The 25,666-nt window shown below is 60.8% G+C and carries 21 protein-coding genes; 10 read left to right on the top strand and 11 right to left on the bottom strand.

The window, feature by feature from the left end; translation table 11 throughout:
• Nucleotides 1-12: 12 nt before the first annotated feature.
• The 10 genes from HBJ59_RS17000 to HBJ59_RS17045 form a co-directional block, all read right to left on the bottom strand.
• Nucleotides 13-1,575, bottom strand: coding sequence for a SpoVR family protein (locus tag HBJ59_RS17000; RefSeq protein WP_167664177.1), 1,563 nt, complete (start codon nucleotides 1,573-1,575; stop codon nucleotides 13-15).
• Nucleotides 1,572-2,843 carry a YeaH/YhbH family protein gene (locus tag HBJ59_RS17005; protein WP_167664178.1) on the bottom strand — a complete coding sequence of 424 codons (1,272 nt, stop codon included), beginning with the start codon at nucleotides 2,841-2,843 and terminating at the stop codon, nucleotides 1,572-1,574. Before HBJ59_RS17005 ends, HBJ59_RS17000 begins: the two co-directional genes overlap by 4 nt.
• A gap of 126 nt (nucleotides 2,844-2,969) precedes the next feature.
• The gene (locus tag HBJ59_RS17010; RefSeq protein WP_167664179.1) at nucleotides 2,970-4,892 is read right to left on the bottom strand and encodes a PrkA family serine protein kinase; all 1,923 of its coding nucleotides are present in this window, start codon (nucleotides 4,890-4,892) and stop codon (nucleotides 2,970-2,972) included.
• A 285-nt stretch (nucleotides 4,893-5,177) separates the two neighbouring features.
• On the bottom strand, nucleotides 5,178-5,507 hold the full coding sequence (gene glpE / locus HBJ59_RS17015; RefSeq protein WP_003210998.1) for a thiosulfate sulfurtransferase GlpE: 330 nt from the start codon (nucleotides 5,505-5,507) through the stop codon (nucleotides 5,178-5,180).
• A 33-nt stretch (nucleotides 5,508-5,540) separates the two neighbouring features.
• A complete protein-coding gene (locus HBJ59_RS17020) occupies nucleotides 5,541-6,392 on the bottom strand; it encodes a symmetrical bis(5'-nucleosyl)-tetraphosphatase (protein ID WP_076017894.1) in 852 nt (283 codons plus the stop codon).
• Entirely contained in the window at nucleotides 6,392-6,772 is a 381-nt protein-coding gene (gene apaG / locus HBJ59_RS17025) for a Co2+/Mg2+ efflux protein ApaG (RefSeq protein ID WP_076017895.1), read from the bottom strand. Before apaG ends, HBJ59_RS17020 begins: the two co-directional genes overlap by 1 nt.
• Nucleotides 6,773-6,879: 107 nt before the next feature.
• Nucleotides 6,880-7,692, bottom strand: a complete 813-nt coding sequence (rsmA, locus tag HBJ59_RS17030) for a 16S rRNA (adenine(1518)-N(6)/adenine(1519)-N(6))-dimethyltransferase RsmA (RefSeq protein WP_076017896.1) — start codon at nucleotides 7,690-7,692, stop codon at nucleotides 6,880-6,882.
• Complete coding sequence (pdxA, locus tag HBJ59_RS17035) at nucleotides 7,689-8,678, bottom strand: 4-hydroxythreonine-4-phosphate dehydrogenase PdxA (RefSeq protein WP_167664180.1); 990 nt, start codon at nucleotides 8,676-8,678, stop codon at nucleotides 7,689-7,691. The genes rsmA and pdxA overlap by 4 nt, the downstream gene beginning before the upstream one ends.
• Nucleotides 8,675-10,012 (bottom strand): peptidylprolyl isomerase, encoded by a 1,338-nt coding sequence (locus HBJ59_RS17040; RefSeq protein WP_372241483.1) that lies wholly within the window; start codon nucleotides 10,010-10,012, stop codon nucleotides 8,675-8,677. Before HBJ59_RS17040 ends, pdxA begins: the two co-directional genes overlap by 4 nt.
• A complete protein-coding gene (locus tag HBJ59_RS17045; protein ID WP_167664182.1) occupies nucleotides 9,993-12,791 on the bottom strand; it encodes an LPS-assembly protein LptD in 2,799 nt (932 codons plus the stop codon). Before HBJ59_RS17045 ends, HBJ59_RS17040 begins: the two co-directional genes overlap by 20 nt.
• Nucleotides 12,792-12,921: 130 nt before the next feature.
• Here HBJ59_RS17045 and HBJ59_RS17050 point away from each other — a divergent pair, with 130 nt between their 5' ends.
• From HBJ59_RS17050 to HBJ59_RS17060, 3 genes are read left to right on the top strand one after another with little or no spacing between them, the layout of a single operon-like run.
• Nucleotides 12,922-13,941, top strand: a complete 1,020-nt coding sequence (locus HBJ59_RS17050) for an aminoglycoside phosphotransferase family protein (RefSeq protein ID WP_167664183.1) — start codon at nucleotides 12,922-12,924, stop codon at nucleotides 13,939-13,941.
• Nucleotides 13,938-14,612: an N-acetylmuramate alpha-1-phosphate uridylyltransferase MurU gene (murU, locus tag HBJ59_RS17055; protein WP_167664184.1), complete on the top strand. Its 675-nt coding sequence runs from the start codon at nucleotides 13,938-13,940 to the stop codon at nucleotides 14,610-14,612. The genes HBJ59_RS17050 and murU overlap by 4 nt, the downstream gene beginning before the upstream one ends.
• A gap of 1 nt (nucleotide 14,613) precedes the next feature.
• On the top strand, nucleotides 14,614-15,381 hold the full coding sequence (locus tag HBJ59_RS17060) for a TerB family tellurite resistance protein (RefSeq protein WP_167664185.1): 768 nt from the start codon (nucleotides 14,614-14,616) through the stop codon (nucleotides 15,379-15,381).
• A 179-nt stretch (nucleotides 15,382-15,560) separates the two neighbouring features.
• On the opposite strand, the gene HBJ59_RS17065 is transcribed toward HBJ59_RS17060, so the two are convergent.
• Nucleotides 15,561-16,535 (bottom strand): alpha/beta hydrolase family protein, encoded by a 975-nt coding sequence (locus tag HBJ59_RS17065; RefSeq protein ID WP_167664186.1) that lies wholly within the window; start codon nucleotides 16,533-16,535, stop codon nucleotides 15,561-15,563.
• A gap of 77 nt (nucleotides 16,536-16,612) precedes the next feature.
• On the opposite strand from HBJ59_RS17065, the gene HBJ59_RS17070 reads away from it, so the two are divergent.
• The 7 genes from HBJ59_RS17070 to HBJ59_RS17100 all read left to right on the top strand — a co-directional run bounded on the left by HBJ59_RS17070 (nucleotide 16,613) and on the right by HBJ59_RS17100 (nucleotide 25,612).
• Nucleotides 16,613-19,000: a PAS domain S-box protein gene (locus HBJ59_RS17070; RefSeq protein WP_167664187.1), complete on the top strand. Its 2,388-nt coding sequence runs from the start codon at nucleotides 16,613-16,615 to the stop codon at nucleotides 18,998-19,000.
• Between the two features lie 25 nt (nucleotides 19,001-19,025).
• A complete protein-coding gene (locus HBJ59_RS17075) occupies nucleotides 19,026-19,655 on the top strand; it encodes a response regulator transcription factor (RefSeq protein WP_003210977.1) in 630 nt (209 codons plus the stop codon).
• 214 nt (nucleotides 19,656-19,869) lie between these two features.
• Nucleotides 19,870-20,982 (top strand): ABC transporter ATP-binding protein, encoded by a 1,113-nt coding sequence (locus tag HBJ59_RS17080; protein WP_167664188.1) that lies wholly within the window; start codon nucleotides 19,870-19,872, stop codon nucleotides 20,980-20,982.
• Between the two features lie 43 nt (nucleotides 20,983-21,025).
• The gene (locus tag HBJ59_RS17085; protein ID WP_076017905.1) at nucleotides 21,026-22,066 is read left to right on the top strand and encodes an ABC transporter substrate-binding protein; all 1,041 of its coding nucleotides are present in this window, start codon (nucleotides 21,026-21,028) and stop codon (nucleotides 22,064-22,066) included.
• Nucleotides 22,067-22,278: 212 nt separating this feature from the next.
• Nucleotides 22,279-23,511: an ABC transporter permease gene (locus HBJ59_RS17090; RefSeq protein ID WP_010167250.1), complete on the top strand. Its 1,233-nt coding sequence runs from the start codon at nucleotides 22,279-22,281 to the stop codon at nucleotides 23,509-23,511.
• A gap of 13 nt (nucleotides 23,512-23,524) precedes the next feature.
• The gene (locus HBJ59_RS17095; protein ID WP_010167249.1) at nucleotides 23,525-24,349 is read left to right on the top strand and encodes an ABC transporter permease; all 825 of its coding nucleotides are present in this window, start codon (nucleotides 23,525-23,527) and stop codon (nucleotides 24,347-24,349) included.
• A 114-nt stretch (nucleotides 24,350-24,463) separates the two neighbouring features.
• A complete protein-coding gene (locus HBJ59_RS17100) occupies nucleotides 24,464-25,612 on the top strand; it encodes an iron-containing alcohol dehydrogenase (RefSeq protein WP_167664189.1) in 1,149 nt (382 codons plus the stop codon).
• Nucleotides 25,613-25,666: the final 54 nt, after the last annotated feature.

Consider the following 25,666-nt stretch of genomic DNA (forward strand, 5'->3'; position numbering starts at 1 on the left):
GGCTTTGCCGTTTCACAGATGCACGATGGCCAGGTCCAGGCGGCCGTAATCGTTGTCGCTGTGTTCGTTGCGGGGCGGAACATGGTGGGTTTTCATAACCTGGTCGCCTTGCAGCGTTTCCAGGTGGATATCGAACCCCCACAGCCGGTGCAGGTGCTTGAGGACCTCTTCAGTGGACTCTCCCAGCGGTTTGCGGTCGTGCTGCTGATGGCGCAGGGTCAGCGAGCGATCGCCACGTACGTCGATGCTGTAGATCTGCACGTTGGGTTCACGGTTGCCCAGGTTGTACTGCGCTGCCAGGGTTTCGCGGATGGTGCGGTAACCCGGCTCATCATGGATCGCCGGCACCAGCAGGTCGTCCTTGAGGTCGTCATCCATGATGCTGAACAGCTTGAGGTCACGAATCACCTGGGGTGACAGGTACTGCAGGATGAAGCTTTCATCCTTGAAGCTGCTCATGGCGAACTTGATGGTCGACAACCAATCGCTGCCGGCAATCTCCGGGAACCAGCGGCGGTCTTCTTCGGTGGGGTGTTCGCACATGCGCCGGATGTCGCGGTACATGGCAAAGCCCAGTGCATACGGGTTGATGCCGCTGTAGTACGGGCTGTCGAAGCCCGGTTGATAAACCACGCTGGTATGGGACGTCAGGAACTCCATCATGAAGCCGTCGGTCACCAGGCCTTCGTCGTACAGGTCGTTCATCAGGGTGTAGTGCCAGAACGTGGCCCAGCCTTCGTTCATCACCTGGGTCTGGCGTTGTGGGTAGAAGTACTGGGCAATCTTGCGCACGATCCGCACGATTTCCCGCTGCCAGGGCTCCAGCAACGGCGCGTGCTTTTCGATGAAGTACAAGATGTTTTCCTGAGGTTCGGCGGGGAAGCGCGCATTGTCCTTGTCGCTGTTCTTGCCGGCGCGTTTGGGTATGGTGCGCCACAGGTCGTTGATCTGCTTTTGCAGATGCTCTTCACGGTCCTTCTGGCGCAGCCGTTCTTCTTCGGCGGAAATCGGGTACGGGCGTTTGTAGCGATCGACACCGTAGTTCATCAGCGCATGGCAAGAATCGAGCAAGTCTTCCACTGCATCGATGCCGTGGCGCTCCTCGCACTGCATGATGTACTGCTTGGCGAACACCAGGTAATCGATGATCGAGCTGGCATCGGTCCAGGTGCGGAACAGGTAGTTGCCCTTGAAAAAGCTGTTATGCCCGTAGCACGCATGGGCTACCACCAGTGCCTGCATGCAGATGGTGTTTTCTTCCATCAGGTAGGCAATGCACGGGTCGGAGTTGATGACGATTTCGTACGCCAGGCCCATCTGGCCGCGAGTGTAGGACTTTTCGGTGCTGAGGAAGTGTTTGCCGTAGGACCAGTGGTGATAACCCAGGGGCATGCCCACGGACGCGTAGGCGTCCATCATCTGTTCGGCGGTGATCACTTCGATCTGGTTGGGGTAGGTGTCCAGGGCATAACCCGCCGCGATGCGGCTGATTTCCTTGTCATAGGCCTGGATCAGCTCGAAGGTCCATTCGGACCCCGTGGATATGGGTTGGCGCTTATGCTCTTTGGCGGTCATGTCACTAACCTGCGCTGGAAGAGTTCACGGAAGACCGGATAGATATCGCCGGCCGAGACCAATTGTTGCTGGGCGAAGGTGTCAGCGAAGGCTTCGCTGATGCGCTCGTATTCGAACCACAGCGCCTGGTGTTCGCGGGGGGTGATTTCGACGTAGGTGTAGTACTGCACGAACGGCATGATCTGGTTGATCAGGATGTCGCGGCAAATGGGTGAGTCGTCGTTCCAGTTGTCGCCGTCGGAGGCCTGGGCGGCGTAGATGTTCCACTCGTTGGCCGGATAGCGTTCAGCCATGATTTCCTGCATCAGCTTCAAGGCGCTGGAAACAATGGTGCCGCCGGTTTCCCGCGAGTAGAAGAACTCCTCTTCGTCGACTTCCCGGGCGCTGGTGTGATGGCGGATGAACACCACATCGATCTTGTCGTAGTTACGCTTGAGGAACAGGTACAGCAGGATGAAGAAGCGCTTGGCGATGTCCTTGGTCGCCTGGGTCATGGAGCCGGACACGTCCATCAGGCAGAACATCACCGCCTTGGAACTGGGATTGGGTTGCTTGACCAGGAGGTTGTACTTCAAGTCGAAGGTGTCGAGAAACGGTACGCGGTGAATTCGCGCACTGAGTTTGGCGATTTCGGCTTCGATTTCCTGAATATCGCCGAAGTTGTCCGGCTCTTCGCGTTTCAGGCGCTCCAGTTCCACCTTGGCATCCCGCAGTTTCGCGCGGCTGCTGCCAGACAAGGCGATACGTCGCGCATGGGCTGAACGCAGCGTGCGGATGATGTTGATCCGCGACGGATTGCCTTCGTTGCTGATCCCTGCGCGCACAGTCTTGAAGGTGTCGGTACCGGTCAGGTTGCGTTTGACCAGGTTGGGCAGTTCCAGATCTTCGAACATGAACTCCAGGAATTCTTCCTGGGTGATCTGGAACACGAACTCATCCATGCCTTCGCCAGAGTTGCCGGCCTTGCCTGGGCCTTTGCCGCTCGCGCCGCCTTGAGGCCGCTGGATATGTTCGCCGCTGGTGAATTCCTTGTTGCCGGGATGCACGACAGTTTGTTTGCCGCCCCGGCCGTGGTGCAGCACCGGTTCATCAATGTCGCGTCCGGGAATGCTGATCTGTTCGCCATGCTCCATGTCGGTGATGGAGCGGCGGCTGACGGCCTCTTCGACGGCCTTTTTGATGTGGTCACGGTAACGCCGCAGGAACCGCTGGCGGTTTACCGTGCTCTTGTTCTTGCCATTGAGACGTCGGTCGATCACATAGCTCATATAGGAGCCCTCCGGGCAGCTTCAAGTTACAAGCTTCAAGCGGCAAGCTGGAAGCTTAAAGACAAGCGGTCGATTGCCAGGCTGTCCGGCGTACCGGGAGCCTGGCATTGCACGCTTGTCGCTGCCTTACTGCGATTTGCGGACCCGCAAGTACCACTCGGAGAGCAGTCGTACCTGTTTGTCGGTGTAGCCACGCTCGACCATGCGAGTGACGAAGTCGTTGTGTTTTTGCTGATCCTCCTTGCTGGCCTTGGCGTTGAAGCTGATGACCGGCAGCAGATCCTCGGTGTTGGAGAACATTTTCTTCTCGATGACCACCCGCAGCTTCTCGTAGCTGAGCCAGGTAGGGTTCTTGCCGTTGTTGTTGGCCCGGGCGCGCAGCACGAAGTTGACGATTTCGTTGCGGAAATCCTTCGGATTGCTGATGCCGGCGGGTTTTTCGATCTTTTCCAGTTCCTCGTTGAGGGCTACGCGGTTGAGGATCTCGCCGGTTTCCGGGTCGCGGTATTCCTGGTCCTGAATCCAGAAGTCTGCGTACAGCACGTAGCGGTCGAAGATGTTCTGGCCGTATTCGCTGTAGGACTCCAGGTACGCGGTCTGGATTTCCTTGCCGATGAACTCGATGTAGCGCGGTGCCAGGTATTCCTTGAGGAAGCGCAGATAGCGCTCGCGGGTTTCAGCCTGGAACTGTTCCTGTTCGATCTGCTGTTCCAGCACGTAGAGCAGGTGTACCGGGTTGGCGGCGATTTCGTGCGGGTCGAAGTTGAAGACCTTGGACAGGATCTTGAACGCAAAGCGTGTCGACAGGCCGTTCATGCCCTCGTCCACACCCGCTGTATCGCGGTATTCCTGGATCGACTTGGCCTTCGGATCGGTGTCCTTGAGGTTTTCGCCGTCGTACACCCGCATCTTCGAGTAGATGTTGGAGTTCTCCGGCTCCTTGAGGCGCGACAGCACGGTGAACTGGGCGAGCATCTTCAGGGTGTCAGGCGCGCAATGGGCCTTGGCCAGGGAGCTGTTGAACAGCAGCTTGTCGTAAATCTTGATTTCATCGCTGATCCGCAGGCAGTACGGCACCTTGACGATGTAGATCCGGTCGATGAAGGCTTCGTTGTTCTTGTTGTTGCGGAAGGTGTGCCATTCCGATTCGTTGGAGTGGGCCAGCAGGATCCCGGTAAACGGAATCGCCCCCAGGCCTTCGGTACTGTTGTAGTTACCTTCCTGTGTCGCGGTGAGCAGTGGGTGAAGCACCTTGATCGGTGCCTTGAACATCTCCACGAACTCCATCAGGCCCTGGTTGGCCCGGCACAGTGCGCCCGAGTAGCTGTAGGCATCGGCATCGTTCTGCGGGAATTCTTCGAGTTTGCGGATATCGACCTTACCCACCAGCGCCGAGATGTCCTGGTTGTTCTCGTCACCGGGTTCGGTCTTGGCCACGGCGATCTGGTTGAGGATCGATGGATAGAGCTTCACCACCCGGAACTGGCTGATGTCGCCGCCGAATTCGGCCAAGCGCTTGGTCGCCCACGGCGACATGATGGTATTGAGGTAGCGCCGTGGAATACCGAAGTCTTCTTCGAGGATCGCGCCATCTTCCGTGGCGTTGAACAGCCCGAGGGGCGACTCGAACACCGGCGAGCCCTTGATGGCGTAGAACGGCACCTTCTCGATCAGTTGTTTGAGCTTCTCGGCCAGGGACGACTTACCGCCGCCGACGGGGCCGAGCAGGTAGAGGATCTGTTTCTTCTCTTCCAGGCCTTGGGCGGCATGGCGGAAATACGAGACGATCTGGTCAATGCATTCTTCCATGCCATGGAAGTCTTCAAAGGCCGGGTAGCGACGGATCACCTTGTTCGAGAAAATTCGCGACAGTCGCGAATTGGCTGCGGTGTCCACCAGCTCCGGCTCGCCGATCGCCAGCAGCAGGCGTTCAGCGGCAGACGCGTAGGCGCTGCGGTCCTTTTTGCACAGTTCGAGATACTCCTGAAGCGAGAGCTCTTCCTGGCGGGTGGACTCGAAGCGTTGTTGGAAGTGGCTAAAAATACTCATGACGTCGTCACCTCGCTCGATACGTGGAGCCGACGCCGGATCAATCAGTCGATGCTGGCAGCCATTGGTGGACACCAATGGCCGTTTTCCCCCCAGAACACCCTGAAACGCTACCGATGACCCGCACGCCGGTGTACCGGCTCTCCCCTGTTTTGGATGGCCTGCGCTTAAGGATAGTTCGGAATCAGGGAGGTCAAGGCGCGATACGAAATTAGTTTGGCCGCGCCGTTCGTCAGAAACGGCGCGAGGCCAAGCGTCACGCGGGGTAGCGGGGTTTGAAAAAAATTATTGCGCGTCGCCTGCGGCAATTTCTGCAGGATAGGTCGCACGCCATAGCTCAAAGCCACCGTCGAGGCTATACACGTCGGAGAAACCCTGGCTCACCAGATAGGCCGCCGCGCTTTGGCTGGAGTTGCCGTGGTAGCACGCCACAATCACTGGCGCGTCGAGGTCGGCGGCACGGATGAAGTCGGCGATGTTGTGGTTGTCCAGATGCTGGGCGCCACTGATGTGGCCGGCGATGTAGGTGGGCTGGTCGCGGATGTCGACAACCACCGCGCCTTGCTCGCGCAGGGCCTGTGCTTGCTCGGGAGGGATACGTTTGAATTCAGTCATGGCGGGCTCCTTTGGCCTGTATGAAAGCGCAGCTCAGCGCTTTGCCGTGGCCTGCTGTTGTTCGGGAATGGGGGCTTCGCACTGGCAGCTCACGCGCTCGCCGGTGTCGATGTTCATCAGGGTCATGGCGCCGCCCCACACACAGCCGGTGTCGAGGGCGAATACGCCTGGTTCATCACATTTGCCTTCCAGAGCTGCCCAGTGGCCGAAGATGATCTTCGTTTCACGGGTCTTGCGTTCCTTGTGGGCGAACCAGGGCTTGTAGCCGGGCAGCGCGGTGTCGGCGCCTTCCTTGCTCTTGAGGTCCAGTTTGCCTTCGGCGGTGCAGAAGCGCATGCGGGTGAAGTAGTTGGTGATCACCCGCAGGCGGGCGACGCCGGTGAGTTCGTTGTCCCACTTCACCGGATCGTTGCCGTACATGCCATCCAGGTAAGCCGTGTACAGGTTGTCGTCGGCCAGGGCGGCTTCGACTTCGCCGGCACACTTGAGGGCTTTCTTCAGCGTCCACTGCGGTGGAATGCCAGCATGCACCAAGGCCATGTCACGGCTCTCGTCGTAGTGCATGATTTTTTGCCGGCGCAGCCAGTCAAGCAGCTCGACGCGATCCGGAGCCTCGAGGATTTCCCGCAGGGTATCGCCCTTTTTCAGGCGCTCGATGTTATTGCCGGCCGCCAGCAGGTGCAGGTCATGGTTGCCCAGCACACACACCAGGGAGTCGCGCATGCCATAAAGGAAGCGCAGGGTTTCCAGGGATTGCGGGCCACGATTGACCAAGTCGCCTACCAGCCACAGGCGATCCTTGGCTGGATCGAAGGCCACGCGGTCGAGCAGGCACTTGAGCGGTTCCAGGCAGCCTTGCAGGTCACCGACGGCATACGTCGCCATCAGTGCAGGGCTCCGGGGACCGCGAGGCGGAATGGGGCGATGACGGCGTCGAAGTGTTTGCCGTCCTCGGCGAGCATCTGGTAGCTGCCTTGCATGTTGCCGACGCGGGAGGTCATGACCGTGCCGCTGCTGTAGGTGTGGCTCTTGCCGGGGGCGATCAGCGGTTGTTGGCCGACCACGCCGGCGCCGCGGACTTCCTCGACCTGGCCGTCACCGTCGGTGATGACCCAATGGCGCGACAGCAGCTTGGCAGGCAGCTCGCCATTGTTTTGCACGGTAATGGTGTAGGCGAACGCAAAGCGGTTCTGCTCGGGTTGCGATTGTTCCGCCAGAAAGCGGGTGACGACGCTGACGTCGATCTGATAACGAGGATCGGACATGCAAGAGGCCTTAAAAGCAAAAGCGGGGGAACAGCGGATGCCGATCAGTCTAGGCCAAGTGGTGGGCACTAGGCCAGACATGCTGTCTGGCCGTGCCCGACTCTACTTTATTCGGCCGCTGGCGCAGGCTGAATGGCGAGTTGGTCAGCCAGGCGCACGAAGGCGGCCAGGTCCAGCTGCTCGGGGCGCAGGCTGCCGTCGACGCCGGCGGCTTCGATTTCAGCGTTGCTGAGCAAAGCCTTCAACGTATTGCGCAAGGTCTTGCGGCGTTGGTTGAACGCTTCGCGCACCACGCGTTCCAGCAATTTATGATCTTTGGCCGGGTGCGGCAGTACCGCGTGAGGCACCAGGCGCACGATGGCCGAATCGACCTTCGGCGGTGGGTTGAACGCCCCCGGGCCGACGTTGAACAGGTGCTCTACGCGGCAATGGTACTGAACCATGATCGACAGGCGACCCCAATCACCACCGCCAGGACCCGCGGCCAGACGCTCAACCACTTCCTTTTGCAGCATGAAATGCATGTCGCGGATGATGCCGGCGTTGTTCAGCAGGTGAAAAATCAGCGGGGTGGATATGTTGTACGGCAGGTTGCCGACCACCCGCAGGCTGTTGGGCGCCGCATTGAGGCTGGTGAAGTCGAACTTCAGCGCATCGCCTTGGTGCAGGTTGAAATTGGGCATGCCGGCGAACTGCTGGTTGAGGATCGGGATCAGGTCCTTGTCCAACTCAACCACGTCCAACTGGCCGCCACTCTTCAGCAGGCCTTGGGTCAGGGCGCCCTGGCCCGGGCCGATTTCCAGCAGGCGGTCTTCGGGCTTGGCATGGATGGAGCGCAGGATGCGATCAATCACGCCAGCGTCGTGCAGGAAGTTTTGCCCGAAACGCTTGCGCGCCCGGTGTTGGTAATGCTCAGTCATATACGGGTCTCGGCCATCTGATAGGCGGTTTCCAGGGCCACGTGCAGGCTGCCGGTATCGATCTTGCCGCTGCCGGCGAGGTCCAGGGCGGTGCCATGGTCGACGGAGGTGCGGATGATCGGCAGGCCCAGTGTCACGTTGACGGCGGCGCCGAAGCCTTTGTACTTCAGCACGGGCAGCCCCTGGTCATGGTACATCGCCAGCACTGCGTCGCAGTGCTCCAGATATTTGGGGGTAAACAGAGTGTCGGCAGGCAATGGGCCACGCAGGTCCATGCCCTCAAGGCGCAGACGCTCCAGGGTTGGTTCGATGATGTCGATTTCTTCATGGCCCAGGTGGCCACCTTCACCGGCGTGGGGGTTGAGCCCGCAGACGAGGATGCGTGGTTGGGCGATGCCGAATTTCTGTTGCAGGTCGGCGTGCAGGATACGTGTGACACGCTCCAGACGCTCGGGGGTAATGGCGTCGGCAATCTCCCGCAGGGGCAGGTGAGTGGTCACCAGCGCGACCCGCAGGTCGCCCGTTGCCAGCATCATCACCACTTGTTCGGTGTGGGTCAGTTCAGCGAGGAATTCGGTATGGCCCGAAAAGGCGATCCCGGACTCGTTGATCACACCCTTGTGCACCGGGGCGGTGATCATTCCCGCGAAATCCCCGTTGATGCAGCCTTGGCCGGCCCGTGTCAGGGTTTCCAGGACAAAGGCAGCGTTGGCCTGGTTCAGTTGCCCGGCGACGACCTTGGCCTGTAGCGGGGTATCCCATACGTACAGGCTGTTGGCTGGCGCCGGCAGATCAGGCCAGTTGCCCGGGCCGACCGACAGCAGATCGACGGCCACGCCCAACTGCGCGGCCCGCTCAAGGAGCAGGTCGCGGCTGGTAATGGCAATCAGGGGATGTGGCTGGGTGTGCGAGGCGAGCAGCAGGCACAGGTCAGGACCAATGCCGGCCGGCTCGCCGGGTGTCAATGCGAAACGCTTGGGTTTCACTGGGCTGCCTGGTCGGTGCCTGTTTGGTCGGCGCCAGGAAGCTTGTTCTCTACGTAGGCTTCGTCACGGATCTGACGCAACCAGGTTTGCAGCTCTTCGTCGTATTTGCGGTTACGCAGTACGGTCAGGGCTTGTTGCTCGCGGGCCTGGGCGGTGTTGTCAGTGGCGCGACGGCCAAGGACTTCCAGCACATGCCAGCCATATTGGGTCTTGAACGGCTTGGACAGGACGCCTTGCGGAGTCTTGGCCATCACGTCCTGGAACTCTGGAACCAGTGCTTTCGGGTCGATCCAGTTCAGATCACCGCCGTTAAGCGCCGAACCCGGGTCTTCGGAATAGCTCTTCGCCAGTTCGCCGAAGTCTTCGCCCGCTTCGATGCGGTCATAGAGCTTCTGGGCCAGTTCCTTGGTTTGGGCTTCGGTACGGATCTCGCTTGGCTTGACCAGGATGTGACGAACGTGAACTTCGTCCTTCATCTGGGCTTCTTCGCCACCGCGCTTGCCGAGCAACTTGAGGATGATGAAACCGCCTGGCGTACGGGCAGGCTGGGTGATGCCACCGACTTCCATGGTGCTCAGCTCGCGGTCGAACGGTGGTGGCAGTTGAGCGGCTTTACGCCAGCCCATGTCACCGCCTTCAAGGGCGTTGTCGCTGCCGGACTGGGCAATGGCCATCTGAGCAAAGTCAGCGCCTTGCTTGAGCCGGTCATAGATAGCCTGGGTTTTCGCTGCGGCAGCATTGAGCTGTTCAGCGTTGGCGCTGTCTGGGGTAGGAACCAGGATGTTGGCCAGGTGCAGTTCTTCGGAAAGCTGCATCTTGCCAAGGTCAGAGGCCAGGAAGTTCTTCACTTCCTGCTCGGACACCTGAACCCGCTCGGCCACACGGCGCTGACGCACACGGCTGATGATCATTTCACGGCGAATCTGGTCACGGGCGTCCTCATAGGACAGGCCATCGTGAGCCAGGGCGGCGCGGAACTGATCAACACTCATGTTGTTGCGCTGGGCGATGGTGCCGACAGCCTGGTTCAATTCTTCGTCGCTGATACGGATGCCGGAGCGATCGCCGATCTGCAATTGCAGGTTTTCAACGATCAGGCGCTCAAGCACCTGCTGGTCCAGCACGCTGGTCGGCGGTACGCCGCCGCCACGCTTGGCGATGGTTTGCTGAACTTCCTTGACCCGTTGGTCCAGTTGGCTCTGCATGATCACGTCGTTATCGACGATGGCCACTACCTTATCCAGCGGTTGAACCGCAGCGTGAGCTGCGGCAGTACCCAGGAACAGCGCGCCCAGCATCAGCGGGCGCAGACAATCAGAAAGCTTGGTCTTCACGTTCACGATAACCTTCAATGCCTTTGTCGAGGAAGCTCTCTACCTTGGCGCCGGTCAGGCCGCCGAGTCCTTTAAGGACGATCTGCAGGAAGAGCCCGTGGTCACCCTTTTCGTTCAGCGGGGCGATCTGGCTGTATTCGTCGTTGGAAACCCAGTAACGGTTGATGACGCGCAGTTTCCAGCAGCAGTTGTCGTACTCGAAACCACCGAAGGCTTCCAGGGTACGGTTGCGGGCATAGTCATACTGCCAGCGGGTGATCAGGTTCCACTGAGGAATGATCGGCCACATCATCGAGAAGTCGTGTTGCTGGATTTTGTAGTAATCCTTCACGAAGTTGTCGCTGCCCGGAGTGCCGTAGTCACCACCAAACTGCCATTTGCCGGTCAACTGGTTGTAGACCACTTGGTCGTTGCGATAGCGATAACCAAGATTGACTACCTTATTTGGGTTGTCTTCCGGTTGGTAATGGAACATTGCACTGCCTGAGCGTGGGCTACGGCTTTCAGTGTCCCAGTTGTAGTTGGCAGTCGCGCGCCAATCACGGTTGAAACGGAACTCGTAGTCCAAAGCGATTGGAGAGACGTTTGAGTGAGCGTCGTCCCGCGTCGCTGGGTCGATGCCCGGCAACTGCACTTCACGGTCCTTGAAATACACAGCCTGGCCAACAGAGATACGCTGACGCTCAAAGCCGTTTTCTTCGATCCAGCGGTTGGTTACGCCGAGGGACAGCTTATTTTCGTCACCAATGCGATCAGACCCGGTGAAGCGGTTTTCACGGAACAGCGAGTCATAGTCAAATGTCGATTCGCTCGTATCGAATACCGGGATATCGGTCTGGTCTTTCTCCGGAACGTAGAGATAGAACAGGCGAGGTTCGAGCGTTTGGCGATAGCTCTTACCGAACCATTGCGTGTCGCGGTCGAAGTAGAGACCGCTGTCGATACTTGCAATCGGAATCGCGCGATCTTGCGAGCTTTTGAATTCTTCACCGAGAGACGATGCGCCAGCCCGGTTTGTCAGCAAGTCATTTTTGCCCGTGCTGTCCAAATCCAAGTCGTACTTGGTGTAGACATATTTAAGCTTTGGCTTGATATAGCCATACGTCCAGTCAAGAGGAAGCGAAACACTAGGTGCAAGGTTCAGACGATTGCCGTTGGCTCGGTTAAGGCCTAGTACATAGCTATCCAGCCGCAGAGACTGGGCGCCATTTTCATCGGTAAATATGCCCTTCTCAAGGTCTCGGTCAAATCTTACAGCTTCGGTATCGTAGGAGAAGTCCAGACCGGCCGGATGGTAAGGCAGCGTACCATTGAAGGTCACCTGTGGAAGGCGATTGTAAGGTGTGATCTGGGAAACTGTCGCCAGCTGGTAAGCCTGCAAATTCAGACGCGCCTGGTAGGTATCCCCACGATAGGTCACCGAACCCTGCTGGTTCACATAGTCTTGGGTCTTGATCCCTTCCTGATAGGACTTCAAATCCTGGAAGTAATAAGGATCGCTGATATTCGTGTAATCAACCTGGGTCAGTACACGCGAATCCAACCCGCCCTTATGCTGCCAGTTGAGCATATAACGAGTTTTTTCGTAGTCGGTCTGCAGCTTGCGCTCGTCGCTATCGTCGTTCAGGTACGCGCCGCCAAACTGCCCTTCGCTGGACTTGGTGAGGTAGCGGAATTCGCCTTCCATCAACATGCCGCGCTTGGTCATGTATTGCGGGTACAACGTGGCATCGTAGTTCGGCGCCAGGTTGAAGTAGTACGGCGTAACCAGCGTGAAGCCAGTCTCGCCACCGGTGCTGAAGCTCGGCGGCAGGAAGCCGGATTGACGACGGTTGTCGATCGGGAAATAGATATACGGGGTGTAAAGGATCGGAATGTCCTTGACCCGCAACGTCACGTTGGTCGCGGTACCGAAACCGGTGGCCGGGTTGAGCGTGATGTTGTTGCCCTTGAGCTGCCAGGCGTTGCTGTTCGGCTCGCAGGTGGTGTACGTACCGTCCTTGAGACGGATGATCGCGTTCTCGGCACGCTTGGCGTACAGGGCGTTGCCGCGGATGCGCGATTTGTGCATCACGTATTCGGCGTTGTCGACCTTGGCCGCGCCGGTGTCCAGTTGGACTTCAGCGTGGTCGCCCACCAGCAGGGCACCGTTGTCGCGCAGACGGACGTTGCCGTTCAGCTCGCCACGGTTCTCGGCCTGGTAGAGGTTGGCCTCGTCGGCCTCGACCTGCATGCTGCCCTGGCGCATGACGACGTCACCGGCCAGGGAGGCAACTTGCTGTTCCTGCTCGTAACGAGAGACCTTGGCGCCGATGAAAGTCGGTGCGTCGCTCTTGTTCGTCTTGTCGTTCATGCCAGGACGGATCGGCTCGATGTACGCGCCGGAGCAGTACGGGCCGGTTTCGGCCAGTTGCGCAGCGGTGAGCTTCTCGCGAGGGACCCAGTCCAGATGGCTGTAGTCGGCGCTGCGCGAACGCAGGCCGCGGCCCTTGGCTTCGGTGACCAATGTGGTCTGCGGCACGGCCTCGGCAGTGCCAGCAGACTCGCCTTGCGGCGTGCCATTGGCGGAGCTGACGGCACTGCCGTCATGCACCGGGCGCGGTGGCAGCGGGGCTGCGGCCGTCTTCGGCGCGCAATCCCAGGCACCCGAAGCAGAGACTGAGCAGTCATACTGTTCCGCGGCGACCACGAATGAGGTGGCGAAAGGTTGCATGGCCAGCAGACTGCCGGTTACCAGCAACGGAAATTTTCTACGAAACGCGGGGGATTTCAATGCCATCTTATTAGTCCGGGCTTCCTGCGTGCCATCTGCCCGCGGTGTGGGCCGCACGCCTCTCGATGGTCTGAAAAAGATGCGTGATAATAAAGCATGACCCGCTTGACGGCTAGCGCCGTCGGAGACCCTTGTAATGCCCGACCAAGATCTACGTTTGCAACAGCTGAAAGTCTGGCTTGATGAGCAATTGCCTCGCCTTTTTACCGCCCAAGGCTGGGGTCTCGTACCCCCGGCCACGTTGACTGCGGCCAGCAGTGACGCGAGTTTCAGGCGTTACTTCCGGTGGGACGGAGGAGGTCGCAGTTTTGTCGTAATGGACGCTCCACCCCCCCAGGAAAACTGCAAACCTTTCGTCGATATCGCGCATTTTCTCGGTCAGTCGGGAATAAATGTTCCGAAAATTTATGCGCAAGATCTGATTCGCGGCTTTCTTTTGCTTAACGACCTGGGGAAAAAAACCTATCTGGACGTGATTGACGAGCAAAATGCCGATCAATTGTTCGCCGATGCCATCGATGCGTTGCTGGCTTTCCAGCAATTGCCGATGGAGACGCCATTGCCAAGCTATGACGCTGCTCTGTTACGTCGGGAGCTGGAATTGTTTCCTGAATGGTACGTTCGCCGGGAGTTGGGCATCGAGTTCGACGCGCGGCAACTTGCGCTGTGGCAGCGCGTCAGCGATCACCTGATCGACAGCGCCCTGGCCCAGCCCAAGGTGCTGGTGCATCGCGACTACATGCCGCGCAACCTGATGATCAGCGAGCCGAACCCTGGCGTGCTGGATTTCCAGGATGCGGTCTACGGCCCGGTGACCTACGACATCACGTGCCTGTTCAAGGATGCATTCCTCAGTTGGCCGAAAGCCCGCGTACGGGAATGGCAGCGCGGTTATTGGCAGCGCGCCGGCGCGCTGGGTATCCCGGTGCAGTCGGACTTTGAAGAGTTCCTGCGGGCCAGCGACCTGATGGGCGTGCAGCGTCACCTGAAGGTGATCGGCATCTTCGCGCGCATCTGCCATCGCGATGGCAAGCCACGCTACCTGGCCGACGTGCCGCGCTTCTTTGCTTATATAGAGGCGGTGCTCGAGGACCGGGCAGAGTTGAGCGAACTGGGTGAGTTGCTGGCGACTCTGCGCGCCGAGGCGGTGGTATGAAGGCCATGATCCTGGCCGCCGGCAAAGGTGAGCGGATGCGTCCGCTCACCCTGCAAACGCCCAAGCCGCTGATTCAGGCCGGCGGCAAGCGCCTGATCGAGTATCACCTCGAGGCGCTGGCGAAAGCGGGCTTCACCGATATCGTCATCAACCATGCGTGGCTCGGCCAGCAGATCGAAGGTTACATGGGGGACGGCGCGCAGTACGGCGTACGTATCCAGTACTCGGCCGAAGGCGAGCCGCTGGAAACCGGCGGCGGGATTTTCAAGGCCTTGCCGCTGCTGGGGGACGAACCGTTCCTGGTGGTCAATGGCGACATCTGGACCGATTACGACTTTGCCAGCCTGAACCAGCCGTTGAATGGCCTGGCCCACCTGGTAATGGTCGACAACCCGCCCCATCACCCGTCCGGCGGTGACTTCTACATAAAGGACGGCGCACTTCATGATGCCGCTCCTGGTGCCGATAACCTGACCTTCAGTGGCATTTCCGTACTCCATCCCGAGCTGTTCGCGGGTTGCAGTGCGGGTGCTTTCAAACTGGCGCCGCTGTTGCGTGACGCCATGGCGAAAGGGTTGGTGACGGGGGAACACATGAACGGACGCTGGATCGATGTCGGGACGCTGGAGCGCCTGGCGCAAGTCGAAACCCTGCTGGCAGCGGGGCACTAGGATGTTGTGGCCAGGGACTCTGATTGGAGCCGGGGCAGGCTTTGCCATTGCCAGCATTCCGGGGGCCATGTTGGGCGCGTTGCTGGGCCAGGCGTTGGACCGGCGCCTGGAGCTGCAAAGCTGGGCCCAGTTACGCGAGCGCCTCGGCGGCCGGCCGGCGTTGCGCAATGACGAACTGCTGTTCGTGTTGCTCGGCCGCCTGGCCAAGAGCAACGGCCGGGTAGTGGACGGGCATATCCAGCAGGCGCGCCAGGAAATGCGCTCGCTGGACATGTCCGAGCCGGCCCAGCGCCGGGCGATTGCCGCCTTCAACCGGGGCAAGTCCGGCTCCGATCGGGTGCGCAGTTATTTGGGCGTGCTCAAGGCTCAGCCTCACGCAGCGGAAGGTGTGCTGCGTGCCTGTTGGCGCATGGCCTGGGCGGACGGCAAGGCCAGTACCGCCGAGCGCGAGTTGATTGAGCAATGGGGCAAATGGCTGGGTTGGACCGTGCAGCAGATCCGGGCATTGGCGGCTGACTACGAGCCAGAGCGCAAACCGTTGGCCAATCGTGGCGGGGCCTATCAGGAGGCGCTGCGGATTCTGGGGGTGACCTCGACCACTGAACCATCGGTGATCAAACGCGCCTACCGGCGCCTGCTCAGCCGGCACCACCCGGACAAGATTGCTGGCAGTGGCGCCAGTCCCGCCCAGGTGCGGGAGGCGACCGAACGTACCCGCGAACTGCACAACGCCTATGCGCTGATTCGCGAAAGACGAGACTTTCGCTAGCAGAAGCAGGAGCCGCTGTTTTTTATGGTGTAAACCGGATCAATTGTGGGAGCGGGCTTGCTCGCGAATGCGGTGGATCAGTAACAGATACAGTGACTGACTCACCGCATTCGCGAGCAAGTCGAATCGTCGCACCGCCACTCCCACATTTTACTCTCCAGTGTTTTTGAGATTTACGATCAGTCCCCGGGATTTTGCGGGCTCAGCCAGCCGCGAATCCGGCGGTACAGTTGTTCTTGCCCGGCCTGGCTGTTATCGGGGAAGGCCTTCAACGACACCTGCTTGTAGCTGTCATTCTTCAAACGCTTGCTGGCCTGGGAACGTTCCTGGGCCGCTTTGCGTACCAGGGCGTTGTCCTGGTAGAAAAAGTCTGCCGTGGCCACCTTCAGTTTCGGTGCCAGTTGTTGCAGGTCCGGGGCACGGCCCACCGGGGTTTGTCCGGCCACCATCACAAATTTCTGCACCTGCGCCGGTTGTTTTTCACTCAGGTAGCGTGCTGCCCACCAAGCGCCGGTGCCATGGCCCAGCAGCACAATGCTGCGGGCATTCTGGGTCTGGGCGAAGGCGAGGGCGGCGTCAATGCGCGCGAAGATTCGCGTGGCGTCGGTCTTGTCTTGTTCATCGTTGCCCGGAACCACGGCCGGGTCGGTGCCTTCAGCTTCGGCGCTGGCGGCTTGCTCCACGGGTTTGGCGACGGTGCTCGCGTCTTTGCTGCTGGTGTCCACGGCCGCCTTGGGCGATTCGATGACCCGGGGGGGCAGCGTGTCTAGGGTCAGGTCCGGCAGTGACAAGCTCAGGGTGCCCCAGGCAGCGTCCGGCAATTTTTTGCGCAACGGCCCGATTGCTTGAGGCCAGTCAGCACTTTCGCCATTGCCCGGGACGATAATCACCACGCCTTCAGGCTCGCCGGTGTTGGCCGGCTTCCACAGGGCCAGGAAAGAATCGCTTCCTGCCTGCAGCTGTTGCTGTTCCTGCTGCGGAATTTGTCGCTCCAGGGCGTTGGCTTCTTCCTGGCTGCGCTCGGGCAAGGGCTGGCGTACCACCGGTTTTTCCGGGGAGGGAGCGGGAGTGTCAGCAGCCTCGACACAAAAGGCGCTGGTAAACAGCAGCGACAGGCACAATGCTGGCAGTGCCGAGCGGTGGAAAAGTGGCATCGTTGATTTCCGGCCAGAAGTGATTCCGGCAGCCTAATGGGTTGGTCAGTATTTGTCAGTGATATGAGACGTGGATCATGGGTTTTCGCTACCTGCTGGTTATCGGCTGTATATGCTTTCCCTTGATCGCGGGCGCCGTGCCTGCGCCTGCCGCTCATCAGGCGCAGCTTGATGCCGGCCAGCGTGAATGGCTCGACCAACATCCGGACCTGCGGGTCGGCCTGGTATTGCAGGCGCCTTATGCCCAATACGATCGGCGCTTGCAGCGGCTGTCCGGAGCCAACGTCGAATTGATGCAGTGGCTGGCCAAGGCGCTGAACATCGAGCTGACCTGGCGTAACTTTCCCAATCAGGAGCAACTGGAGGCGGCGGTGCGTGACGGCGAGGTCGACCTCGCCCCCGGCCTGCTGCAAACCCCGGCCGGCCTGCGCCTGTGGTTATTCTCCGATCCGTATATGCGGGTGCCCCAGCACATCGTCGGGGTTCGCGATGGCAGCACCGCTGTCGACCTGGAAAAACTCGACGACCAATCCCGCGTCGCCGTGCGCATGCCCAGCGCCGTGGCGGATTACCTGCGCAGCACCTACCCGAGTCTCAACCTGCAAGGCGTGCCCATGGAGCGCCAGGCCCTGCAATTACTGGTAAGCCAGCAGGCGCGGTATGCGGTGGTGGATGAGGCGCAATTGAGCCGGTTGTCTGGCGAAACCGAATTCGCCGGCCTCGCCGTGGTGGGCGATATCGGCCTGCCGCAATTACTGCGGGTGGCGACGCGCCGCGACTGGCCAGAGCTGGCCGACATCATGCAAAGCGCCTTGCGTTCGATTCCCGCCCGCGATCTGGACCAGTTGCACACACGCTGGCTGCAGCCCAAATATCCTCGTGTGACCGAGTCGCCCGGGTTCTGGCAAAACCTCACGTTGCTTCTCGGCCTTCTCTTACTCGCCAGCCTGTCCGTGGTGTTCTGGCAGCGCCGCCAGCAACGCGGCCTGGAACACAGCCTGCTGGCCGCCCGTGAAGAAAGCGCCGCCCGGGCCGCCGGTGCCGAAGCCTTGCGCCTGACCCAATTCTCCATCGACCAAAGCACCGTCGGCATCCTCTGGGTCAATTGGGACAGCCATGTGCGCTACGCCAACCACGCAGCGGAAACCATGCTCGGCTACGTTCCCGGCGCCCTGATCGAGCGACCGCTGATCGAATTCGACCCGACGCTGACCATGGACCGCTGGCTCAACCTGTGGAAGCGCGCCCGGGCCAGCGAAGACGGGCCGCAGAGTTTTGCGACCAATTGCCTGCGCGCCGATGGCAGCGTATTGCCAGCCGATGTGTCCCTGAGTTTCCTGCGCTTTGCCGACGGCGAATACCTGGTGGTCTACCTCAACGACGTCACCGAGCGTCGCCGGGCCCTCGCGGCCTTGCAGGAAAGTGAAGCGCGGCTGCAAGGGATTGCCGCCAATGTGCCGGGGCTGGTGTTTCGCCTGGAACGCTTGCCGCGCAGCGAGGCGATCGAGTTCGCCTACATCAGCCAGGGCAGCGAGGGCCTGGTGGGTTACGCGCCGGAAGTGCTCAGCCATCCGGCCATGGGCATTCGCAGCCTGGTGCATCCCGATGACCGCGCCAGTTATCACCGCACCCAGGACCAGGCCATCGAGACCGAGAGCAACTGGGCCTGGCAGGGCCGCATCCTGACTCGCCTGGGCGAGCAGCGCTGGGCCGATATCAAGGCTGTGACCCGGCGCCTGGAAGACGGCGCCGTGGTCTGGGACGGAATTGTCTGGGACATCAGCGAGAGCAAACGCATCGAGTTGGAGCTGGACGCCTCCCGCGCGCAACTGCGGGAATTGTCGGCGCACCTGGAAACCGTGCGCGAGGAAGAGAAGGCCCGCATCGCCCGAGAAGTGCACGACGAACTGGGGCAGATGCTCACCGTGCTCAAGCTGGAAACCTCGATGTGCGAGCTGACCTACGCGCAACTGGATCCCGGCCTGCATGAGCGGCTGAACAGCATGAAGCGCCTGATCGCCCAACTGTTCCAACTGGTACGCGATGTGGCCACCGCCTTGCGTCCGCCGATTCTCGATGCCGGGATTGCTTCGGCGATCGAATGGCAGGCCCGGCGTTTCGAAGCCCGTACGCAGATTCCGTGCCTGGTACAGGTGCCGGATAACCTGCCAGTACTGAGCGACGCCAAGGCTATCGGCCTGTTCCGCATCCTGCAGGAGGCACTGACCAATGTGATGCGCCATGCCCAGGCGCATACTGTCGAACTGACGCTGGTGGTGGAGGGCGCGCACTTGCGGCTGACCATCAGCGACGATGGCATTGGTTTCGTCCAGGCTCCCGGTCGACCAGTGTCGTTTGGCCTGGTGGGCATGCGCGAACGGGTGTTGATCATGGGCGGGCAACTGAGCCTGGACAGTGAGTTGGGCGAAGGCACCACCCTGAGCGTGACGGTGCCGCTGGATTGATAACCAAAAGAAGAGGACATCCACAGTGATCCGTGTACTGGTAGCTGAAGACCACACCATCGTTCGCGAAGGCATCAAGCAACTGATCGGCCTGGCCAAGGACCTGCTGGTGGTGGGCGAGGCGAGCAATGGCGAGCAGTTGCTGGAGACCCTGCGCCACGTGCCCTGCGAGGTGGTCTTGCTGGACATCTCGATGCCTGGCGTCAACGGCCTGGAAGCCATCCCGCGGATTCGCGCGTTGAACAATCCTCCGGCGATCCTGGTGCTGTCGATGCACGACGAAGCGCAAATGGCCGCCCGTGCGCTGAAGGTCGGCGCCGCTGGCTACGCCACCAAGGACAGCGATCCGGCGCTGCTGCTGACGGCGATTCGCAAGGTCGCGGCGGGCGGACGGTACATCGACCCGGACCTGGCAGACCGCATGGTCTTCGAAGTCGGCCTGACCGATTCGCGCCCGTTGCATTCATTGTTGTCGGAGCGCGAGTTCTCGGTATTCGAGCGCCTGGCCCAAGGCGCCAATGTCAACGACATCGCCCAGCAGTTGGCCTTGAGCAGCAAAACCATCAGCACCCACAAGGCGCGCCTGATGCAAAAGCTCAACATCACCTCCCTGGCGGAACTGGTGAAGTACGCCATGGAGCATAAGCTTCTATAACCGCATATCTATTTGCGACCACCCTCGGGCCCCGGCAGACCCGCTCCTGCCACCTGTAGCTGTCGCACTGTCCTGTGCCCGCCATCCGTGTAGGGCAATCCCTACCCCAAACCTTCCATCCTGCTGATGCCAATCTCTCCGGCCCCCCGATTTCCGCGGGCTTGCGGCTGGACTACGCTTGCTCCATGGCAGTCCAAAACAAAAAGGTGCGGGTATGAGCGAGGTGGATTCAAATGATGTGCTGGTCAGCTTTCGTGGCGTGCAAAAGAGCTACGACGGCGAGAACCTGATCGTCAAAGACCTCAACCTGGAGATTCGCAAGGGCGAGTTCCTGACCCTGCTCGGGCCGTCCGGGTCGGGCAAGACCACCAGCCTGATGATGCTCGCCGGCTTCGAAACCCCCACCGCCGGCGAGATTCAACTGGCCGGCCGCTCGATCAACAACGTGCCGCCTCACAAGCGCGACATCGGCATGGTGTTCCAGAACTACGCGTTGTTCCCGCACATGACCGTCTCCGAGAACCTGGCATTTCCGCTCTCTGTACGCGGCCTGAGCAAGACCGACATCAGCGAGCGGGTCAAGCGTGTACTGAGCATGGTCCAGCTCGATGCCTTCGCCCAGCGCTACCCGGCGCAACTCTCCGGCGGCCAGCAACAGCGTGTGGCCCTGGCCCGTGCGCTGGTGTTCGAGCCGCAACTGGTGCTGATGGACGAACCCCTCGGCGCCCTCGACAAGCAACTGCGCGAACACATGCAGATGGAGATCAAGCACCTGCACCAGCGCCTCGGCGTGACCGTGGTGTACGTGACCCACGACCAGGGCGAAGCGCTGACCATGTCCGACCGGGTGGCGGTGTTCCACCAGGGCGAGATTCAGCAGATCGCCGCGCCGCGCACCTTGTACGAAGAGCCGAAAAACACCTTCGTCGCCAACTTCATCGGCGAGAACAATCGCCTCAATGGCCGCCTGCACAGCCACACCGGCGACCGTTGTGTGGTCGAGTTGGCGCGCGGCGAAAAGGTCGAGGCGCTGGCGGTGAACGTTGGCCATATCGGCGGTCCGGTGACCCTGTCGGTACGCCCCGAGCGTGTGAGTCTGAATGGCTCCAGCGAAAGCTGCGTCAACCGTTTCTCCGGGCGCGTGGCCGAATTCATCTACCTGGGCGACCACGTGCGGGTGCGCCTGGAAGTCTGCGGCAAGACCGATTTTTTTGTGAAACAACCGATCGCCGAGCTGGACACAGCCCTGGCGGTCGGCGACGTGGTACCGATTGGCTGGCAAGTCGAGCACGTTCGCGCACTCGACCCACTTCTAGAGGCGAATTGATCGCCCCCTTGCTTCACCAACCTCGCACGTGGAGAGCACAACAATGTTGAGATCCCTGAAGTATTCAGCCCTGGCTTTGAGCCTGATGGGCGCGACACAGGCCATGGCGGGCCCTGATTTGACCGTCGTGTCCTTCGGTGGCGCGAACAAGGCGGCGCAGGTCAAGGCCTTCTATGCACCGTGGGAAAGCGCGGGCAACGGCAAGATCGTCGCCGGCGAGTACAACGGTGAAATGGCCAAGGTCAAGGCCATGGTCGACACCAAGAGCGTGTCCTGGGACCTGGTGGAAGTAGAGTCGCCGGAACTGTCCCGTGGTTGTGATGAAGACATGTTCGAACCCCTGGACCCGAAGCTGTTCGGCAACCCGGGCGACTATGTGAAGGGCGCGATCCAGCCGTGCGGCGTGGGCTTCTTTGTGTGGTCCACCGTGCTGGCCTACAACGCCGACAAACTCAAAGCAGCACCAGGCGGCTGGGCAGATTTCTGGGACACCAAGAAATTCCCGGGCAAGCGCGGCCTGCGCAAGGGCGCGAAGTACACCCTGGAATTCGCCTTGATGGCTGACGGTGTGGCGCCGAAGGATGTGTACAAAGTGCTGGCCGGCAAAGATGGCCAGGACCGTGCGTTCAAGAAACTTGATGAACTCAAACCGTATATCCAGTGGTGGGAAGCGGGCGCCCAACCGCCGCAGTACCTCGCTTCTGGCGACGTCGTGATGAGTTCTGCCTACAACGGCCGGATCGCCGCCGTGCAGAAAGAAAGCAACCTGAAAGTGGTGTGGAACGGCGGGATCTACGACTTCGACGCCTGGGCCATTCCGAAAGGCCTGGCCAAGGACCGTGCTGAGGCGGCGAAGAAATTCATCGCCTTCTCGGTGCAGCCGCAGCAGCAGAAGACCTACTCGGAAAACATCGCCTACGGCCCGGCCAACATCCAGGCGGTGCCGTTGCTGGCGAAGGACATCCTGAAGGACATGCCGACTACCCCGGAAAACATCGCCAACCAGGTGCAGATCGACGTGAGCTTCTGGGCGGATAACGGTGAGCAACTGGAGCAGCGCTTCAATTCCTGGGCTGCCAAGTAACCACCGCACCCAGGGTGAATGGGCTTTTTGTGGCGAGGGGGCTTGTCCCCCGTTGGGCTGCGAAGCGGCCCCAAAACCAGACACCGCGGCCAGTCTGATAAACCACGGTGGCTTTACTGGGGCTGCTGCGCAGCCCAACGGGGGACAAGCCCCCTCGCCACAGGTGTGGGCCCTCACAGGTCTGCATTCTTTTTTACGATCCGGAGTTCGCCATGGCCATCGCCATTCCCAGCCCCACCCTGAAACAGCGCCTGGCGCGGGCCGAGCGGCTCAACCGCTGGAAGGCCCAGGCCTTGATCGCGCCGCTGGTGGTGTTTCTGCTGCTGGTGTTCCTGGTGCCGATTGTGGCGCTGCTCTACAAAAGCGTCGGCAACCCGGAAGTGGTGGGCGGCCTGCCGCGCACGGTGGTAGCGGTAACCGCTTGGGACGGTCGTGGCCTACCGGGCGAGCCGGTGTACCAGGCCATCAGCGAAGACCTGGGCGAAGCCCGGAAAAACTCGACCCTGGGCGACCTCTCAAAACGCTTGAACATGGAACTGGCCGGCTATCGCAGCCTGCTGACGAAAACCGCGCGGGCGCTGCCGTTCACCGAAGCGCCTGCCTCCTATAAAGAAGCGCTGGAAAACCTCGACGAACGCTGGGGCGACCCGGCGTACTGGCAGGCCATCCGGCGCAACACCAGCAGCCTGACGCCTTACTACCTGCTGGCCGCCGTCGATCACCGCATCGACGACCTCGGCGAAATCGCCCCGGCCACTCCAGACCAGGCGATCTACCTCGATATCTTCGCCCGTACGTTCTGGATGGGCCTGGTCATCACTGTGTGCTGCCTGCTGCTGGCCTATCCGCTGGCTTACCTGCTGGCCAACTTGCCGGCGCGGCAAAGCAACCTGCTGATGATCCTGGTGCTGCTGCCGTTCTGGACCTCGGTGCTGGTGCGCGTGGCAGCCTGGATCGTGCTGCTGCAGTCCGGTGGTTTGATCAATAGCGCGCTGATGGGCATGGGCCTGATCGATAAACCGGTGGAACTGGTGTTCAACCGGCTCGGCGTCTACATCTCCATGGTGCACATCCTGCTGCCGTTCATGATTCTGCCGATCTACAGCGTGATGAAAGGCATCTCGCCCACCTACATGCGGGCGGCGATTTCCCTGGGTTGTCACCCGTTCGCCAGCTTCTGGCGCGTGTACTTCCCGCAGACCTACGCCGGCGTTGGCGCCGGCTGCCTGTTGGTGTTCATTTTGGCGATCGGCTACTACATCACCCCGGCGTTGCTGGGCAGCCCGAACGACCAGATGGTCAGTTACTTCGTGGCTTTCTACACCAACACCAGCATCAACTGGGGCATGGCCACGGCCTTGGGCGGCTTGCTGCTGCTGGCCACCGTGGTGCTGTACCTGATCTACAACTGGCTGGTGGGCGCCAGCCGCCTGCGCCTGAGCTAAGGAGACCGTTGCGATGCTGAGCCCTTATATGTCGCCCGTGGAACGGGTCTGGTTCTACAGTTTGCGGATTCTCTGCGGCTTGATCCTGTTGTTCCTGATCTTGCCGGTGCTGGTGATCATCCCGCTGTCCTTCAACAGCGGAAGCTTCCTGGTTTACCCGCTGCAAGGTTTCTCGCTGCACTGGTACCAGGACTTCTTCGGCTCGGCGGAATGGATGCGCGCCTTGAAGAACAGCATCATCGTCGCCCCGGCGGCCACGGTGTTGGCGATGGTATTCGGCACGCTGGCGGCGATTGGCCTGACGCGCGGGAATTTCCCGGGCAAGGCGCTGGTGATGGCCCTGGTGATTTCGCCGATGGTGGTGCCGGTGGTGATTATCGGCGTGGCCAGTTACCTGTTCTTCGCACCGCTGGGCCTGGGCAACAGCTTCTTTTCGCTGATCGTGGTGCACGCGGTGCTGGGCGTGCCGTTTGTGATCATCACGGTGTCGGCGACCTTGCAAGGGTTCAACCATAACCTGGTGCGGGCGGCGGCCAGCCTGGGCGCATCACCGCTGACGGCGTTTCGCCGGGTGACCTTGCCGCTGATTGCGCCGGGGGTGATTTCCGGGGCGCTGTTTGCGTTTGCCACCTCGTTTGATGAAGTGGTGGTGACGCTGTTCCTCGCCGGGCCCGAGCAGGCAACCTTGCCCCGCCAGATGTTCAGCGGCATCCGCGAAAACCTCAGCCCTACCATTGCCGCAGCGGCGACCTTGCTGATCGCCTTCTCGGTGGTGCTGTTGCTGACCCTGGAATGGCTGCGCGGGCGCAGTGAAAAACTGCGCACCGCCCAAGTCTAAAGCCAGACAGAGATCAAGATGTGGGAGCTGTGTCTATTCAGTTGCTGAATGCAAGACAACCAGCCTAAGTCAGCTACTCTTGTGCCAGCCCATAACTGATAAGAGGCCGCGCACATGAGTACTTCCTCATTCAAGATCGCCCACAAACTGCTCACCGGCCCAGGTGCCATCGAGCAACTGGCCGCCGAGTTGACGCGGCTGGATATCGACAACCCGCTGATTGTCACCGATGCGGCACTGGTCAAGTCCGGCACCGTGGCGCTGGCGCTGGCGCACCTGGGCGAACGGACCTATGAAATTTTCGACCGGGTGCTGCCCGACCCGGAAATCGCCATCGTCGAGGACTGCATGCGCGTTTACCGCAAAGGCGGGCATGACGGCCTGATCGGCGTCGGCGGCGGCAGTGCCATCGACATCGCCAAGAGCGTAGCGGCCTACGCCGGTTACCACGGCGCCCTGGCCGACCTGTTCGGCGTGGACCAAGTGCCCCGCAAAGGCCCGCCGCTGATCGCGATTCCCACCACCGCCGGCACCGGTTCGGAGGTGACCAATGTGGCGATTCTGTCGGACAAGGTCGCGCAACTGAAAAAAGGCATCGTCAGCGATTACTTGCTGCCGGACGTAGCCCTGATCAGCCCGCAAATGACCCTGACCTGCCCCCGCAGCGTCACTGCCGCCAGTGGGGTGGACGCGCTGGTGCACGCCATCGAGTCCTACTTGTCGCTGAATGCCTCGCCGATCACCGATGCGCTGGCACTCGGTGCGATCAAGCTGATCGCCAAGGCGTTGCCCAAGGCTTACGCCAACCCGGCCAACCTCGAGGCCCGCGATGACATGGCCACCGCCAGCCTGATGGCCGGGATGGCGTTCGGGAATGCCGGCGTGGGCGCGGTGCATGCGTTGGCCTATCCGCTGGGCGGGCGTTTCAACATCGCCCATGGCGTGAGCAATGCCCTGCTGCTGCCCTATGTGATGCACTGGAACAAGCTGGCGTGCGTGGAGCGCATGCAGGAGATTGCCCAGGCCATGGGCGTGAATGTCACGGGACTGAGTGCCGTGGATGCGGCGGATCAGGCCGTCGAGGCGATGACGCGACTGTGTGCCGCAGTGGAGATCCCGTCCGGCCTGCGCAGCTTCGGTGTGCCCGAAGACGCGATCCCGGCCATGGCCATAGAGGCTGCGGGGATCGAACGCCTGATGCGCAACAATCCGCGCAAGCTCAGCGCCGCTGATATCGAGAAAATCTACCGGGCTGCGTTCTAACCATTGAGCGAGGTCACGGTGCGCGCGGCAAAGCATGAGGTATACAATGCGCGC

The sequence above is a fragment of the Pseudomonas sp. AN3A02 genome (assembly GCF_011765255.1).
Lineage (GTDB): Bacteria > Pseudomonadota > Gammaproteobacteria > Pseudomonadales > Pseudomonadaceae > Aquipseudomonas.

Coding starts and splice junctions, on each gene's coding strand:
- HBJ59_RS17000 (WP_167664177.1), bottom strand. CDS start 1,575: ATGACCGCCAAAGAGCATAAGCGCCAACCCATATCCACGGGGTCCGAA.
- HBJ59_RS17005 (WP_167664178.1), bottom strand. CDS start 2,843: ATGAGCTATGTGATCGACCGACGTCTCAATGGCAAGAACAAGAGCACG.
- HBJ59_RS17010 (WP_167664179.1), bottom strand. CDS start 4,892: ATGAGTATTTTTAGCCACTTCCAACAACGCTTCGAGTCCACCCGCCAG.
- glpE (WP_003210998.1), bottom strand. CDS start 5,507: ATGACTGAATTCAAACGTATCCCTCCCGAGCAAGCACAGGCCCTGCGC.
- HBJ59_RS17020 (WP_076017894.1), bottom strand. CDS start 6,392: ATGGCGACGTATGCCGTCGGTGACCTGCAAGGCTGCCTGGAACCGCTC.
- apaG (WP_076017895.1), bottom strand. CDS start 6,772: ATGTCCGATCCTCGTTATCAGATCGACGTCAGCGTCGTCACCCGCTTT.
- rsmA (WP_076017896.1), bottom strand. CDS start 7,692: ATGACTGAGCATTACCAACACCGGGCGCGCAAGCGTTTCGGGCAAAAC.
- HBJ59_RS17045 (WP_167664182.1), bottom strand. CDS start 12,791: ATGGCATTGAAATCCCCCGCGTTTCGTAGAAAATTTCCGTTGCTGGTA.
- HBJ59_RS17050 (WP_167664183.1), top strand. CDS start 12,922: ATGCCCGACCAAGATCTACGTTTGCAACAGCTGAAAGTCTGGCTTGAT.
- murU (WP_167664184.1), top strand. CDS start 13,938: ATGAAGGCCATGATCCTGGCCGCCGGCAAAGGTGAGCGGATGCGTCCG.
- HBJ59_RS17060 (WP_167664185.1), top strand. CDS start 14,614: ATGTTGTGGCCAGGGACTCTGATTGGAGCCGGGGCAGGCTTTGCCATT.
- HBJ59_RS17065 (WP_167664186.1), bottom strand. CDS start 16,535: ATGCCACTTTTCCACCGCTCGGCACTGCCAGCATTGTGCCTGTCGCTG.
- HBJ59_RS17070 (WP_167664187.1), top strand. CDS start 16,613: ATGGGTTTTCGCTACCTGCTGGTTATCGGCTGTATATGCTTTCCCTTG.
- HBJ59_RS17080 (WP_167664188.1), top strand. CDS start 19,870: ATGAGCGAGGTGGATTCAAATGATGTGCTGGTCAGCTTTCGTGGCGTG.
- HBJ59_RS17085 (WP_076017905.1), top strand. CDS start 21,026: ATGTTGAGATCCCTGAAGTATTCAGCCCTGGCTTTGAGCCTGATGGGC.
- HBJ59_RS17090 (WP_010167250.1), top strand. CDS start 22,279: ATGGCCATCGCCATTCCCAGCCCCACCCTGAAACAGCGCCTGGCGCGG.
- HBJ59_RS17095 (WP_010167249.1), top strand. CDS start 23,525: ATGCTGAGCCCTTATATGTCGCCCGTGGAACGGGTCTGGTTCTACAGT.
- HBJ59_RS17100 (WP_167664189.1), top strand. CDS start 24,464: ATGAGTACTTCCTCATTCAAGATCGCCCACAAACTGCTCACCGGCCCA.